General features: G+C 42.9%; 14 protein-coding genes and 1 pseudogene. 1 reads left to right on the forward strand and 14 read right to left on the reverse strand.

Annotated features, from left to right (window positions below):
• Positions 1-17: 17 nt before the first annotated feature.
• From ABKA15_RS08790 to ABKA15_RS08845, 12 genes are all read right to left on the reverse strand, one after another.
• Positions 18-1,202, reverse strand: a complete 1,185-nt coding sequence (locus ABKA15_RS08790) for an ABC transporter permease (RefSeq protein ID WP_049511881.1) — start codon at positions 1,200-1,202, stop codon at positions 18-20.
• On the reverse strand, positions 1,202-1,921 hold the full coding sequence (locus ABKA15_RS08795; RefSeq protein WP_049511879.1) for an ABC transporter ATP-binding protein: 720 nt from the start codon (positions 1,919-1,921) through the stop codon (positions 1,202-1,204). The genes ABKA15_RS08790 and ABKA15_RS08795 overlap by 1 nt, the downstream gene beginning before the upstream one ends.
• Before the next feature lie 539 nt (positions 1,922-2,460).
• The gene (locus tag ABKA15_RS08800) at positions 2,461-3,084 is read right to left on the reverse strand and encodes a V-type ATP synthase subunit D (protein ID WP_049511877.1); all 624 of its coding nucleotides are present in this window, start codon (positions 3,082-3,084) and stop codon (positions 2,461-2,463) included.
• A 12-nt stretch (positions 3,085-3,096) separates the two neighbouring features.
• Positions 3,097-4,488: a V-type ATP synthase subunit B gene (locus tag ABKA15_RS08805; RefSeq protein ID WP_003041062.1), complete on the reverse strand. Its 1,392-nt coding sequence runs from the start codon at positions 4,486-4,488 to the stop codon at positions 3,097-3,099.
• Complete coding sequence (locus ABKA15_RS08810) at positions 4,475-6,265, reverse strand: V-type ATP synthase subunit A (protein WP_049511874.1); 1,791 nt, start codon at positions 6,263-6,265, stop codon at positions 4,475-4,477. The genes ABKA15_RS08805 and ABKA15_RS08810 overlap by 14 nt, the downstream gene beginning before the upstream one ends.
• Before the next feature lie 104 nt (positions 6,266-6,369).
• Positions 6,370-7,065, reverse strand: a complete 696-nt coding sequence (locus tag ABKA15_RS08815; protein ID WP_049511872.1) for a GNAT family protein — start codon at positions 7,063-7,065, stop codon at positions 6,370-6,372.
• A 7-nt stretch (positions 7,066-7,072) separates the two neighbouring features.
• Positions 7,073-7,393 (reverse strand): V-type ATP synthase subunit F, encoded by a 321-nt coding sequence (locus tag ABKA15_RS08820; RefSeq protein WP_049511870.1) that lies wholly within the window; start codon positions 7,391-7,393, stop codon positions 7,073-7,075.
• Positions 7,383-8,393, reverse strand: coding sequence for a V-type ATPase subunit (locus ABKA15_RS08825; protein ID WP_049511868.1), 1,011 nt, complete (start codon positions 8,391-8,393; stop codon positions 7,383-7,385). The genes ABKA15_RS08820 and ABKA15_RS08825 overlap by 11 nt, the downstream gene beginning before the upstream one ends.
• Before the next feature lie 11 nt (positions 8,394-8,404).
• On the reverse strand, positions 8,405-8,995 hold the full coding sequence (locus ABKA15_RS08830; RefSeq protein ID WP_049511866.1) for an ATP synthase subunit E: 591 nt from the start codon (positions 8,993-8,995) through the stop codon (positions 8,405-8,407).
• Positions 8,996-9,041: 46 nt separating this feature from the next.
• Complete coding sequence (locus ABKA15_RS08835; RefSeq protein ID WP_003027244.1) at positions 9,042-9,521, reverse strand: V-type ATP synthase subunit K; 480 nt, start codon at positions 9,519-9,521, stop codon at positions 9,042-9,044.
• Between the two features lie 96 nt (positions 9,522-9,617).
• A complete protein-coding gene (locus tag ABKA15_RS08840) occupies positions 9,618-11,576 on the reverse strand; it encodes a V-type ATP synthase subunit I (protein ID WP_049511865.1) in 1,959 nt (652 codons plus the stop codon).
• Positions 11,566-11,889, reverse strand: a complete 324-nt coding sequence (locus tag ABKA15_RS08845; RefSeq protein WP_022525235.1) for a hypothetical protein — start codon at positions 11,887-11,889, stop codon at positions 11,566-11,568. The genes ABKA15_RS08840 and ABKA15_RS08845 overlap by 11 nt, the downstream gene beginning before the upstream one ends.
• 287 nt (positions 11,890-12,176) lie before the next feature.
• Here ABKA15_RS08845 and ABKA15_RS08850 point away from each other — a divergent pair.
• A pseudogene (locus tag ABKA15_RS08850) lies at positions 12,177-13,021 on the forward strand (MurR/RpiR family transcriptional regulator).
• A gap of 68 nt (positions 13,022-13,089) precedes the next feature.
• On the opposite strand, the gene ABKA15_RS08855 reads toward ABKA15_RS08850, so the two are convergent.
• Both ABKA15_RS08855 and ABKA15_RS08860 read right to left on the reverse strand, forming a co-directional pair.
• A complete protein-coding gene (locus tag ABKA15_RS08855; RefSeq protein ID WP_049511861.1) occupies positions 13,090-13,974 on the reverse strand; it encodes an ROK family protein in 885 nt (294 codons plus the stop codon).
• Positions 13,975-13,992: 18 nt separating this feature from the next.
• Positions 13,993-14,910, reverse strand: a complete 918-nt coding sequence (locus tag ABKA15_RS08860; protein ID WP_049511857.1) for a dihydrodipicolinate synthase family protein — start codon at positions 14,908-14,910, stop codon at positions 13,993-13,995.
• Positions 14,911-14,923: the final 13 nt, after the last annotated feature.

Below are 14,923 nucleotides of genomic sequence, written 5' to 3' on the forward strand. Positions count from 1 at the left end.
CACTTTTGTCTATTTTATTATACCTTTCGATAACGTTTAAGTCCAACAATATTGAGAACGGTTAAGATAGACAAGAAAATTAGGAGGACAAATAAGTCAGATTCTAGGTTAAGGATACTAGTCCCTTGTAAAACAATTTCTGATAACGCATGTCCAGCATAATAAAGAGGGAGGAATTTTCCCATAGATTGGATCCAGTTTGCCATGGAATCTAAAGGAATAATACCTGAGAAAAATACTTGCGGAACAATAATGATAGGAATGAATTGCATCATTTGAAACTCAGATTGCGCTAAAGTGGATAATAATAATCCAAAAGATAAAGCAACCAAGGCAAATAAAATATTGACTAAAATAACATCTATCATGCTTCCTAATACTTTTAATTTTAACAGCCAAACTGTTGACAACACAATAATAGTTGTTTGTAAGGCTGCAACAGCGCCATAAGAAAGCATGTAACCAAAGACAATATCTGAACGTTTGACTGGGGTTGCTAAAAGGCGATCAAGTGTTCCTGTTGTTCGTTCCTTAAGCAAGGCCATGCCTGAAATGAGGAAAACAAAGAAGAAGACGAAAAAGCCCATCAAGATTGGGACCATCTTAGTAAAAAAGGTGGTATCTTTATTGCCGTAAATATAATCTTCAGAAATATCAAATGTCGTTTGTTGAATATTAGTTTGTTTGGTTTGATTAAGGTTAGCTTCACTCATATCAGACTGGCTATTATTTTGATATTTGTCTGGCAATCTATTCGCTTGAGCTGCTTTTGCACTCGCTTGTTGTTGTGCCTTTTTGAGATTTTGAAGCAATTCCTGTATTTGCACTTGTTTTAGAGTGCTTTTAACAGCCTGCCGCGTTAGCGCGGTTTTGCTAGTATCGGTATTAGCATAGGTGAGCTTATATTTTTCTTTGTCTTTATAAACTAGTACGGCATCTGCCTTTTTGTCTTTTAAAGCCTTTTTAGCCGCATATTCTGTTTTATAGCCTTTAGTACTGATGTGTTTAACACCATCTAATGACTTTTTAACAGCATTTGAAACATTTACGGAAGCTATTTGAACATTCGTATCGGTACTGGCAGAAAAAGCAATATTCATGAGCCACATGATGAATATTGGAGCCAAAAACAAAAGTGCCAGAGACCGTTTGTCACGTAATAATTCTGTCAATACCTTTTTTGAAATCGCGAAAATTCTCATCATAATTCTCCTTCTGCCTTTAAGAAAACATCTTCGATGGAATTAACTTGATAGCTTGATTTTAAGTTAGCAGGACTATCAAAAGCCATTATTCTACCATCTAGCAATAATCCAACTTTATCTGTTAATTCAGCTTCATCCATAACATGTGTTGTCACTAGGATACCAACGCCGTTTTTTTTGAGTTGATGCAGTTCTCGCCAAACTTGACGACGCAGTGCGGGGTCTATCCCAACAGTTGGTTCATCTAGTATGAGGAGGCGAGGATTGCCTAAAAGAGCAATTGCCAAAGAAAGTCGGCGCTTCATTCCACCGGAATAGCCCGCAACAGTTTTATTGAGGTGTTCAGATAAATCAACAACCTGAACAGCGTGGTGAATGGCTTGAGAAAGTTCTGTTTTCGTCAGCCCTTTCATTTTTCCAAAAAATTCCAGATTTTCTGCCCCAGATAGACTTTCGTAAAGGGCATCGGATTGTGCCATGTAGCCGATATCTCCTAAAACTCGCCGGTTAGGCATCTGATGATTGAGAACCAGCGCCTTCCCTTCGTTGGCTTTTTCCATTCCGAGCATAGTCTTTATCATCGTTGATTTTCCAGCACCAGACGGTCCAATTAAACCAACAATTTCCCCTGCTTCTAGATGGAAACTAACATGATTAAGAACAACCTGACTGCCAAAATTTTTTATCAGGTTTTGTAAATCCAATAATTTTTCCATAAAAAACCTCTTTCTAATAGATGAGTGATTACTCACTACCTCTACAATTCCCATTATAGTAAGTAATCACTCACTTGTCAAGTGGAAACTTCTTAGCTTTTAAAATAAATATTGCTAAAAGCGTGAATCTTATTAACAGGTAATGAAAAATCAAAGAGCCGAATTGTCAGTAACAGTAAGTATGACAAAATGAAGTTAACAATGTGTGATTTTAATTTTCTTCAAGTATAAAAATAGGAAAAGCTGTCGTTATTACAGAGAAATTTAAGAGAATTTTGGATGATTGTGCAGAATTAGACAGGCTGAAGCCAACGACACACCATGAGTTTTTCAAAGAATACTAATAGACGACCACAGAAAAAGCTGCTTCTTTTTCAATCAACAAAAGAGACGATGAATGTGATGAATTCATCGTCTCTTTTGTTATTATTTTATTTCCAATTTGTCAGCGCAAAAGCCGACTGGCTGAAAACTTTGCAGAACTCTTTGTAAATTGTTTTACAGCCTATTTTCAGTATTTTTTTAATGCCCTCACATTTTTATTTCACTTTCATTACTCTCACTAGACTAGCGCGTTCGGCTTCTTCTAGCTTCATCTCGATATAATGAATGGTTTCTGTGAGATCCGGAATGGTTGCATACTCTAAGCCATTGACCCTACGACGGGTCTTTTCAATCTCATCTGCCATCAGCTGGCAACTCTTTTCAATTTCTGCTAAGCGCAGGAGGTCAGGCAATAGGTTGCCCATATCCTCAATCGTCTCATCCATCTGGCTATTAGAAGCTACATAGCTATAAACCACATCTCCCTCATCATCACCATAAGGATTGTCAATACGGGCATGCATCTTAGGCACCTGCACACTCATGATATTTTCCTGTTCGATATGAAGATTGACTTCTCGCATAGGAACAGCAAAAATTTCCTCCACCATGAGGTCGCTTTCTAAAGCTTTTGCCAATACAAAATCCTGCATGTGACCAACCAGAGCTGCTTCAACCTTTTTGCGGAGGCGGTCGTTTTCGCGAACAGCCTCAATGAAACGACGCATCAATTCATCCCGCTTATCCTTGAGGAGTTTGTGGCCGCGAGTAGCTGTTTTTAGGCGCTCTTTCAGGTTGTTCAGCTCCATTCGGGTTGGTTTGACATTCAAACGAGTCATCGGCTCACCTCCTTAAATGTGCTGCTTGCTTTCTGGCAAATATTGATCAATCATGTCGTCCTTGATCCGCTTAAGCTCCGTCCGTGGCAAGATAGACAACAATTCCCAGCCTAAATCCAAACTCTCTTCAATCGTCCGATTGGTATAAAAACCTTGATTGATGTATTCTTTTTCAAATCGCTCGGTAAATTGGACATAAAGCTTATCGGTGTCAGATAAGGCGGATTCTCCCAATACAACCGCTAATTCTTTGGCTTGTTTGCCTTGTGCATAAGCTGCAAAGAGCTGATTCATAGTTGCTGCATGGTCTCCCCGAGTCTTTCCCTCGCCAGAGCCCTTATCCTTAAGACGCGAAAGAGACGGCAGAACGTTAATCGGTGGACGATAACCGCTGTTGTAAAGGTCACGCGACAGGATAATCTGACCTTCGGTGATGTAACCTGTCAAATCAGGAATGGGGTGAGTGATGTCATCCTCAGGCATAGTGAGAATGGGAATCTGCGTCACTGAGCCTTTCTTCCCCACCAAGCGCCCCGCCCGTTCATAAAGGGTGGAAAGATTGGTATAGAGATAACCCGGATAACCACGGCGTCCCGGCACTTCTCGGCGAGCCGCAGATACTTCACGCAAGGCCTCGCAGTAGTTGGTCATATCTGTCATGATGACGAGAACGTGCATGTCCTTTTCATAAGCCAAGTATTCGGCAGCCGTCAAGGCAATCCGCGGTGTCGCAATCCGCTCAATAGCAGGATCATTGGCTAGGTTGATGAAGAGGATAGAGCGATCAATAGCTCCCGTTTCCCGCAAGTCGTTCATGAAAAATTCGGCTTCTTCAAAAGTAATCCCCATAGCCGCAAAGACTACTGCAAAATTTTCTTCTGAATTGAGTACCGTAGCTTGACGAGCAATCTGGGCAGCCAATTCCTTGTGAGGCAGACCTGAACCAGAGAAAACTGGCAATTTTTGACCGCGCACCAAAGTATTGAGGTGATCAATGGCTGAAATCCCAGTCTGGATAAACTCATCGGGATAATCTCGCGCGACCGGATTGATGGCTTGACCGTCAATATCCAAGTATTTTTCCGGCAAAATATCTGGTCCACCGTCAATAGGCTTGCCCATACCGTTGAAAATTCGTCCTACCATATCTTCTGACACTGGCAATTCAAGCGGTCTGCCGGTAAAACGCACCTTAGCTTTTTCTAGATTGATACCGCTGGAACCCTCAAACAGCTGCACCATCGCCTTGTCTTCTTGCACTTCCAAAACCTGCCCCTGACGCTTAGTTCCGTCATGGAGCTGGATTTCCACCAATTCATTAAAATGCACGCCTTCTACTTGCTCTACAATCATCAAAGGACCAACAACTTCACTAACAGTACGGTATTCTTTAATCACGTTCATTATCTGCTCCTCCTTGTGCAAGAATCTCATGCAAGTTTTCTCGAATAGCAGCATCCAAATTACAAATTGCATCCAGCTGCTCTTCTGGGATAAATTTAGAGCGAGCAATTCGATCTCGCAGCTCCACAGTACCGTTCATGATTTCGGTAAAGTAGGCACCTAAATTCAAGGCACGATTGGCTTCCTCATCAAATGTTAAAATATTAGTGAGCAGAGCTACTTGTTTTTTAAAGGAAGTGTAGGTATCCACTTCGTCAAAAGCATTCTGCTGCAAGTAGTCTTCCCGAAGCATTTTAGCTGTATTCATGGTGAGACGATCCTTTTCAGACAGAGAGTCCAGACCGACCAGCCGCACGATTTCCTGTAGCTCACTCTCTTTTTGAAGAACATTCATCGCCTTGGTTACTTTTTCCGACCAAGTCAACTGCTCATGCTGATCGATATATTGACCCACCTCGTCTAGATAAAGCGAGTAAGAGCTGAGCCAGTTAATCGCAGGGAAATGGCGACGTTGTGCCAACTGAGCATCCAAGCCCCAGAAAACTTTGACAATCCGCAGAGTGTTTTGCGTGACTGGCTCAGAAATATCTCCACCCGGAGGGGAAACAGCGCCGATTGCGGTAATGCTTCCCTCACGCTCGTCACTCCCTAAGGTTTTAACCCGACCCGCTCGTTCGTAATATTCAGCAATCCGACTGCCGAGATAGGCTGGATAGCCTTCGTCGCCCGGCATTTCTTCCAAACGTCCTGACATTTCCCGCAGAGCTTCTGCCCAACGCGAAGTCGAATCTGCCATAATGGCGACAGAATACCCCATATCTCGGAAGTATTCAGCAATCGTAATTCCTGTATAGATAGAAGCTTCACGCGCCGCAACTGGCATATTGGACGTGTTGGCAATCAGAACAGTTCGCTGCATGATAGACTGACCAGTTGCTGGATCAATCAGCTCTGGAAATTCATTGAGCACATCGGTCATTTCATTGCCCCGCTCACCGCAACCCACATAAATCACGATATCCACATTGGCAAACTTAGCAACCTGATGCTGAACGACCGTCTTGCCTGCTCCGAAAGGACCTGGAACAGCAGCCGCACCGCCCTTGGTCACAGGGAAAAAGGTATCAATCACTCGTTGACCCGTCACCAAAGGCTCCTCTGGAATTAGCTTTTGAGCAAAGGGGCGACCTCGACGAACCGGCCACTTCTGCATAAGACTGCCAACAAAAACGGATCCATCTGCCTGTTCAATCTCATAGACAGGCTGATCGACAGTATAGCTCCCCGCTTCTATCTTAGTCACACGGCCGCTGACACCAATCGGCACTAGAATGCGGTGAACTACCAGCTCGGTTTCTTGAACCGTACCCAGAATATCTCCGGCTGTTACCTCTACTCCAATCTCCAGACAAGGCACAAAGTCCCACTTGGTCTCACGATTCAGATGAGGCAGCTGCACTCCGCGCACCAAAAAGTCACTATTAGTTACTGTTTGAAAGCGTGCCAAAGGCCGCTGAATTCCGTCAAACATTTGCGAAATCAGCCCCGGCCCTAATTCGACCGACAACGGACTCCCCGTTGTTTCCACCGGCTCTCCTGGTCCAAGCCCAGAGGTCTCTTCATATACCTGAATAGAGGCCTCATCTCGACGCATCTCAATGATTTCCCCAATCAAGCCCAAATTGCCCACACGACAAATATCCTGAATATTCGCTTCCTGCATCCCAGAAGCTACTACCAAAGGACCCGAAACTTTTATAATCTTTCCTTGACTCACAATCTTCCTCCATTCTTTGGGAGATTTTTGCTTATTTTCTATCCTTGCCGTGAGCTTGAAACCCTTCTTAGCTATCTCTACAGCAAAAATTGATACTTCTTATTTTAAAAATCAGATAAGGATTTTATTTGTTGCCCATTTTCATCAAAATTATCTGGGCTTAGCCATTTTTCTAAACGAATTTTGACCGCTGGCCAGTCCTTGTCAATCATGGCTAGCCAATCAGTATCTCGGTTACGCCCTTTATAAACAACTGCCTGACGAAAAGTGCCCTCGTAGATAAAACCAAGCCTTTCTGCTGCGTATCTTGAAGGTTGATTGAGTGCATCGCATTTCCACTCGTAGCGGCGATACTCCAGCTCCTCAAAAACGTAACGTGCCAACAGATATTGGGCTTCTGTCGCCAGTCTGGTTCGTTTCAATTGGGGCGAATAGGTCACAGATCCCACCTCCATGACACGGCTACCCCGATTAATTCTCATTAGAGCAAAAGTGCCCAATGCCTTGCCACTCTCCTTATCTACAATGGCATAGTAAAAACGATCTGGAACTGCCAGCATCTGATCTAGCAAGGCCGACCACTCATCCTGACTTTGAACAGGATTTTGAAAGAGATAAGTCCACATGTCAGCAGGAGAATCCGAACCATACACTTCATATAAATCCGCTCCATGCTTGTCCTTGGACAGACGCTCAATAACAGCATACCGCCCTTCTATACGCTCCAGATTGGGCAAATCTCCCGGTTTGAAATTCGGCAGGGCATCTCCAATGGGCTGGCCTAATTCATTCATTTTCATAAAAACCTCACAATATATCCTGTCCAACTGCTTTTTCTACGTTCTCGCGAATACGCTTCTGTCCTAATCCCATTACCCCTTTATGGGTCGGAATTAAGATAATCGCTGGCAGCACTTGCTTATCATAGTAAGCCAGCGTTTCAGGGATTTCAGCAGCCATATCTTCTGTCAAATAAATAATAGCAAAATCTTCTCGACTCAATCGCCGTAAAGTATTCACCGCTTCGGTCGCTTCGGTGACTGGAAAAGTCTGAAAACCAATCAGGCGAAAAGGCAGAATGGCATCGCGGTTCCCCACCACACCAATTTTATAAGTTTTACTGGCCATAAATCGGTCTCATCCTTTCTTTAATCGTCTCTACTGGAAGCTGATTTGTCAAACCAGTCAAAATAAGTCGAAGATTCTTCACTTCCAGCTCTTTTCCCAATAAATAACGAGCGAGCGGAAGCGGACCACTTGTTTCAAATCGCCCTTGTTCTAAGAGCTTAAACTGAACCAAGTCTGCCAAATACTCCAGTTCAAGATTTGTCAACTTATCCGAACGCATTTTTTCTTCATAAATGCGTAATTCTGCGTCAAATTCTAATGGATTAACTTTGGAAAACCAGCCAGCAAGATCGCCTTTTTCTGCCAACTCAATCCACTCTGCACTCGTCAAAGAGCCTTCATCTGATAACAACTGTGTCATGAAACTGTGCGGTTTTTGGTGACGAATGGCACGCTGCACCGTTACTGCATTATAAAAATCAATTGTCAACCGCACCAGTTGCTTAAGCCGCTCGTCTTCAAATGCAGACTCCAAGCTTTTTAAGTGTTTGAAATAAGCCAGATCCATTCCAATTTCCAGAACGCGCACATCTTGATAATCCTGATATTCCGCCCAAGTTGCTGCTATTTCATCCGCCATAAAATTAGGACAATGTTCAGCAGAAAAGGTTGCAACCAAATGCTCCAAAATATCTAAAGGATAAGGCCCAACCATAATCAAGAGGGGTTTTAAATTCAAACCTGTTGCCTTGTGCTTAAGCAGCACCTTAAGATTGTGATAGGTATATTTGAGCGTAAAAAACTCCACCAAAGCAGATTCTGGACTGACTTCAAAAGCCCAAGCGTACTCTGCAAACAAATGTTTCATGAGAAACTTCTCAATCGCATTTAAGTCTGTTAGTTGCTCATGATCCAGATTATAAACTGTTCCTTCCAAAGCTGCTGACCGACTTTCAGAAGTGAAAGTCCGCAACAACTGCTCGTATTGTGTCAGACTTAAGAAGCTACTCTCATGAATGCTAATTCCTGTATTCACTTGAGCGAAGGTCTTTTCATTCATAGAATGCCTCCTTAGTCTGCTTCGTCTTGGAAAATCGTCTGAGCAAGCTGATAACTCTCCTCCTGCCACAAAGAATCTACTAAATTGCGATAGAGGTAATTATCATCAATATTGCCTCGCGAAAGAAGAAAACCTGCTTCTCCACTCACAGACGAGGAAGCCAATTTTACGTGCGGATAGTGCTCTAACAATCGTTCCAATTGTCCAGCCGAATATTTAACCAATGTCCGTGAGCCAACTGTCAAAACAAGTTCTTCTTGCGGATACTTTTTTAAGACCTGCTCCAAGAAAGCCTGCTCCTGCTCGACCGACCAAGTCGCCATTTGCTCATAAGCCTCCGCAAATAATTCTTTCAAAATCCCTTGCTTGGTCGCTAAAGTAGACTGACGTTTTTCATTTTCTAGCTGCTGCACTTCACGCTGTACCTGACGGTTGATCGCTTTTATTTCTTGCTCACGCTGTTGCAGTTTTTCTTGTTTCAACCGTGCTTCTTGCTCTTTAGCTTCACGCTCAATAGACTCTTTAGCATCGGCTAATAGCTGCCGCCCATTTTCATGCGCCTGCTCCAAAACCGAATCCCTCAAATGAGATTCAAATTCCATATCTGCCTCCTTCTATGCAATCTTGTTTCAAGACATTGAACCTGTCTCATTTTACATTTAAAACCATCAAAAGAGATACAACAAAGGCAAGGATAGCATAGGTTTCTACCATAGCAGCAAGGATAACCCCTTTCATGACGTCTTCAGGTCGCTTTGCCAAAATCTGCATACCAGCGGTTGCTACATTTCCTTGATATTTAGCAGAGTAATAACCGACAATCCCAATTGGAAGTGCGGCAAAAAAGAGGGCTAGACCTGTCTGAAGAGCCATTTCAGGCTGGATTTTAAAGAAAATCAAAATCCCGATAACAAAACCGTACAAGCCTTGCGTACCTGGCAAAAGCTGCAAAATCAAAGCGCTAACGAATTTCTCAGGTTGTTCTTTTAATAGGGCTGCCGCAGCCTGACCGGTTGAACCGACATTGCGCGCAGAACCGATACCGCTGAGAAAAATCGCAAAAACCACACCGAGTGCGGCAAAAAAAGCACCACCGTAAGTTGAAAAATAAGATGAAAAAGCTTGCATGAATAAACTCCATTTCTAATAGTAAACATTATTTATTTGGTAATTTTGTCAATGACATAAAACTTCTAGCTGAGTTGCTAAAATAATTTCGCTGTGCTATTTTTTGTAGCGGACATATTTCTCTGCTGGCTTCAAAGGTTTAAAAGCTTTTCCGCCACCGTCGTAGAATTTCCCAAAAAACTCAACAAAAATCAAACGCGCTCCGTGCACATAGCCTGATAAAAAGGAGAGAAACATATTGATACCGTGGAGGGCGAGAAACAGCACAATCCCAATACTAAAGCGAGCAAAAGGCGGAAAGAGACTAACAATTAAGTTAAAGGCTGAGCCAATGCTTGCACCAGCAAGCCCCAAAGCCATGAGTCGCGTAAAGCTCACCAAGTCTCCCACATAGCTGCTGATATTGTATAGATTAAACAGTGCAGGACCCAAGCCTTTCAAACTCTTAGCGCTGATAATAGAAACCAGTACAATGCCGACAGCATTTACAATAGCCAGCCATTGCCCGATAAAGCCGACCATAGCAAGAGTTGGGAACAGTCGCCCCGCTGCTAGCAAAGCCAGACCAATGAGAATCAGCATCCACGCAAAACCTGAATTATAAGCTGCCGCATAATCCTTCATGCGAATGTTCTTTTTGCCACTGAGAAACAGTCCTGTCATGACTGTTACAAATCCTATCACGACCGAAATAATCAAAATGGTTATCACATCTGTGCTGGTATCAATGAGCGCAAAAGGCAATTTGAAGCCAAAGAAAGAACCATAAATCACTCCCCAGAGTGCAACACCGATTCCTAAAATTCTAAAAAAGCGTAAATTCTTTGCTAGACTTGGCTTAACATATAAAGTCTTCAAAGCCCAAGTCGTTCCGCCAAAGAGCAACAGACCATAGCCAATATCAGCTGCCATCATGCCAAAAAAGATAAAGTAGAAGACCGAAACCACGGGCGTTGGATCTTTATCTTCGTATTTCGGCAGCGAATACATCTCTGTCACCAGCTCAAAGGGCTCAATCAGAGCATTATTTTTAAGTTTTGTCGGGACTCGCTGTCGATCAGCTGCCTCCATTTCATGGATTTGAAGCAAGACAGCCCCACCAAATTGTTGCGCAAGGCCCATTTTCAAATCTTCTATCTGCTCTTGCTCAATCCAGCCTTCTAAAGCAACCAAATTCTGCGTACTGGCAAGTTCTCCCTTGCTTTCTTGGCGAGAAGTAAGATTCAAAATATAGTCCAACTGAAGCTTGAGCTGTTGCAGTTCCTTACTGGAAGCTGCAAGCTGCGTTTGCGTTGAGCTGATAACCGTTTCTTGTTCCTTTATCGTTTCTTTTAACGATGTCAAGCGCTCACTAGGCAATTCTTCAAAGGGATATTCAAAAGGTTTGAAACCAAGCTCTGTCAAGAATGCTTGCATTTCCTTAGCTGTTTCTGCTTTACATAGCACAAGAATTCCACTTTCTGTGGTACTGGTAAAAATCTCTTGGACTTCCAGATTAGGATAGTCCCGTAATCGAGCATTTAGCTGATTGTTCTCACTGCTTGGAATGCTTCCCACAAACGCACGAAGGTGTTTAAAATGCTTAAGTGCTGACGGCGTAACGGCTAAACTTGCCCATTTTTCTAGCTCTGCCACATCTGACTGAGCTCTTTCTTTAACTTCCTCTGCTCTTGTCAACGATTGAAATTGTTGTTGAATGTTAGCAAGAAGCGCTTCTTCATCACGCGCCTGCCCTGCTTCTTCTAGACTTACAAAGGTTGTTTCCAAAGGAGCTTCCTTCAACGACTCCAGTAATTTCTTCTTTGGCACAAATGCTTGCAAGCGTTCAATCATATTTCCAAGTTTTTCCTGCCGCCGAGTCAAAGTTTGAAGATGTTCCGAGAAAGACTTATCAGGATTCCACACTAACTCTTGCTCGAAAGCTCCCTGCCAAGTTTCTTTTGTCTGCAAGTTTTGAATTTCAACCGACTGGAGATTTTGCAAATAGGAGAGGACATCATCCAACAAATCTTTTGGCAATAGCAGCGACAACTCCTGCATTTGACTAATGGCCATATTTTTCTACCACCCTGTCCACAATCATTTGTAGCAGCACTTCTTTTTTATTTGACAAAGCCGCTTGGGCTTTTTCTTCGTTCTCTTGTCTCGTTTGCTCTAAATCCTGTGTTAAGACAGCTAACTCTCGTTCAGAGCGCTCCTTTAACTCGGTCACCAATCGCTCTTTCTCTTCGTCGTAAGATTGCCCTAGCTGTTTCAGATTACTAGCCGCTTGCTCTCGCAATTCCTGAATTTGACTTTTGTAGCCCGCCAACACTTCATCTGCTGCTTGCTCAATTTCCTGCATTTGCTCAAGAGTAGCATTCGTCATATCTTGCACCTCCTTTTGACACAATAGGTGTAACGCTTTCTTGTATAAATTATAACACATTTTCAAATCATTCGTCACAGAGTTTTATTTCTTTTCTGGGTAGATGAACATTTTTTATATTGCATTTTCCACTCTATCAGTTTATATTTCCTGCTTATTTACGTGTTTCCTAACTACCTGTTCTGAAAAGCTCTCTCCTACTTAATTCCCCTTAAAAATGTTATAATACAATTATACTCTTAAAACAGTTGTTCTATAACTATCACCAGCAAAGAAAGTGACCTCTTATGGAAAATACGCAGCATATCTTAACGACGATTGAAAGCCACTTTGATAGCATGACCGACTTAGAAAATCGGATTGCCAACTACTTTTTGAGCCCTTCTAGCATATATGACGATCTCTCTTCTCAAAAAGTTGCGCAAGCTCTCTACATCTCTCAAGCAGCCTTGACACGCTTTGCAAAGAAATGCGGATTTAAAGGCTACAGAGAGTTTAATTTTCAATACCTTCATCAATTGCAAGAAAACGCGGAACAGGACGAGAAAGTACAAAATGACTTATCTCGTAGAGTGCTGCGAAACTATGCTCAAATCCGTCAACAAACTGAGGAATTGGTTGACGAAGACAAACTGCTGCGCGTTGCCAATCTCATCGAAGCAGCTGACCGCGTCTATTTCTTTGGGACGGGAAGCTCTGGTCTTGTCGCACGCGATATGAAGCTGCGCCTCATGCGGCTTGGTGTTGTCTGCGAAGCATTGACAGATCAAGACGGTTTTGCTTGGACAACCAGTATCCTAGATGAAAATTGCTTGGTTATTGGATTTTCTTTGTCCGGAGGAACGCAATCTATCATCAACAGCCTCATCGACGCTCAAGCAATGGGTGCGAAAACGGTTTAGTAACAGGACACCCCAACAAAGTCAAAGAAACCTTTACTGAAATCATCACTGTTGCCATTCAAAGCAAACCAGAGTATATCTTACGCACCTCAGCACAGTTTCCTATGCTACTTATGATTGACCTCCTTTATGCCTTTTTCCTAGAAATTGACCGGGAAAAGAAGGAAAAAATCTTCAACAGCTTTTGGGAAAATCAAAAATTAAATGGCTATTATAGGCGACACAAATAATGCATCAAACAAAAACGAGCAACTCCTCACTGAAGGATTTGCTCGTTTTCATTATAGGAAGTTTTCCGTTAAGGATGTTTATTTTTAAAGTGATAATAAGCTCCAGACATCCCTGCAGCATTTTGATGATGAGCAAAAGCGAGCTTGGTTTTTTCAGCAATACTTGGTACCAGACAAGCTTTCATAGCAGTCTCAATTCGAGGGCGAAGAATGGCCTCTTGACCCATAATGCCGCCACCTAAGATCACCACTTCTGGATTGACCACATAGCAAATATTCGCAATCCCTTGCCCCAAATAGTTGACCATGCGGTCGATTCCTTGGATACAACGTGCATTTCCTTCGGTAGCTTCTTTGAAAATGCGGCGTCCATTCCACATAGTAGGATCTTCTCCGTGAAGCTCTGCTACATAATTGACCAAGGCAGTCGTTGAAGCCACATCTTGGAAAGCACCGTCTGGCAGATACACATAACCGACTTCACAGGCCGAATTACTAAAACCGTGGAAAATCTGACCGTCCACCAGCAAGCAGCCACCGATACCCGTTCCAATCGTCAAACAAATCGCAATGCTCGCTCCCTTGCCGCTGCCTGACATAACTTCCGCCAAGCCAGCACAATTGACATCATTTTCAATCTCACAAGGAACGGCAAATGTTTCTTCTACCACTTTCTTGAACTGAGTACCTGCATAGTTCGGAATCTGAGGACCAGCATAAAAGATTTCTCCTTTATCTGGATCGACCATTCCAGCTGAGGAAATACAAATCCCAGCAACCGAAGTCTGCTCTAAATAACTTGCTACAATCCCCTTCACCTTACGCAAAATTTCTGGACCGCCTTTATGAGCCTCTGTTGGTATTTCATGCGCTTCCAACAAGGTGTCGGTATCATCAATCAGACCATATTTGATATTTGTTCCACCAATATCAATGGCAATGTATTTTCTCATAATCCACCTCTTTTTCTATTATAGGAATGCTTCCTTAGCTGCACGAATCAAGCGTGCCGCTTCTTCTACAATCGGACGATCCGTGTCTGTCACTGGTGTTAATGGAGAACGGACAGAGCCGATATTTAGATTTTCATTGATTTTCAAGACTTCCTTGATGACGGAATACATATTCCCATGAGTAGCTGTTAATTTCCCGATAATAGCGTTAATGGTAAATTGCAGTTCTTTTGCTTTTTCCAATTCTTTGTCAGCAATCAATTGATTGAGCTTCAAGAAAAGTTCTGACATTGCGCCATACGTTCCGCCGATACCTGCTCTTGCTCCCATCAGGCGACCGCCTAAGAATTGCTCATCTGGACCATTAAAGACGAGGTGGTCTTTCCCACCAAGTGCTGCAAAGGTTTGAATGTCTTGGACAGGCATAGAAGAGTTCTTCACACCAATCACGCGTTCATTTTTGAGCATTTCTGTATAGAGACTCGGCGTCAGAGCTACACCTGCCAACTGTGGAATATTGTAAATCACAAAATCTGTCTGCGGCGCAGCTGCGCTAATGTCGTTCCAATATTGGGCAACCGAGTATTCTGGCAAGCGGAAGTAAATCGGCGGAATAGCCGCAATAGCATCCACTCCCAAACTCTCTGCATGGCGCGCCAACTCCATACTATCCTTGGTGTTGTTGCAAGCGACGTGAGCAATAATAGTTAATTTCCCTTTTGCCACCGCCATGACTTCTTCTAAAATCAATTTTCTATCAGCAACACTTTGGTAGATACATTCACCAGATGAACCATTGACATACAATCCTTGAACTCCTTTTTCAAGAAAATATTCTACCAAAGCTCGCACGCGCTCTGGATTAATCTCGCCTTGATCATCATAGCAAGCATAGAAGGCCGGAATGACCCCTTCGTATTTTTTTAAATCTCTCATATTTTATTCTCCA

Origin of the sequence: Streptococcus sp. KHUD_010, from assembly GCF_040207525.1 — a bacterium.
GTDB classification, from domain to species: Bacteria; Bacillota; Bacilli; order Lactobacillales; family Streptococcaceae; genus Streptococcus; species Streptococcus hominis.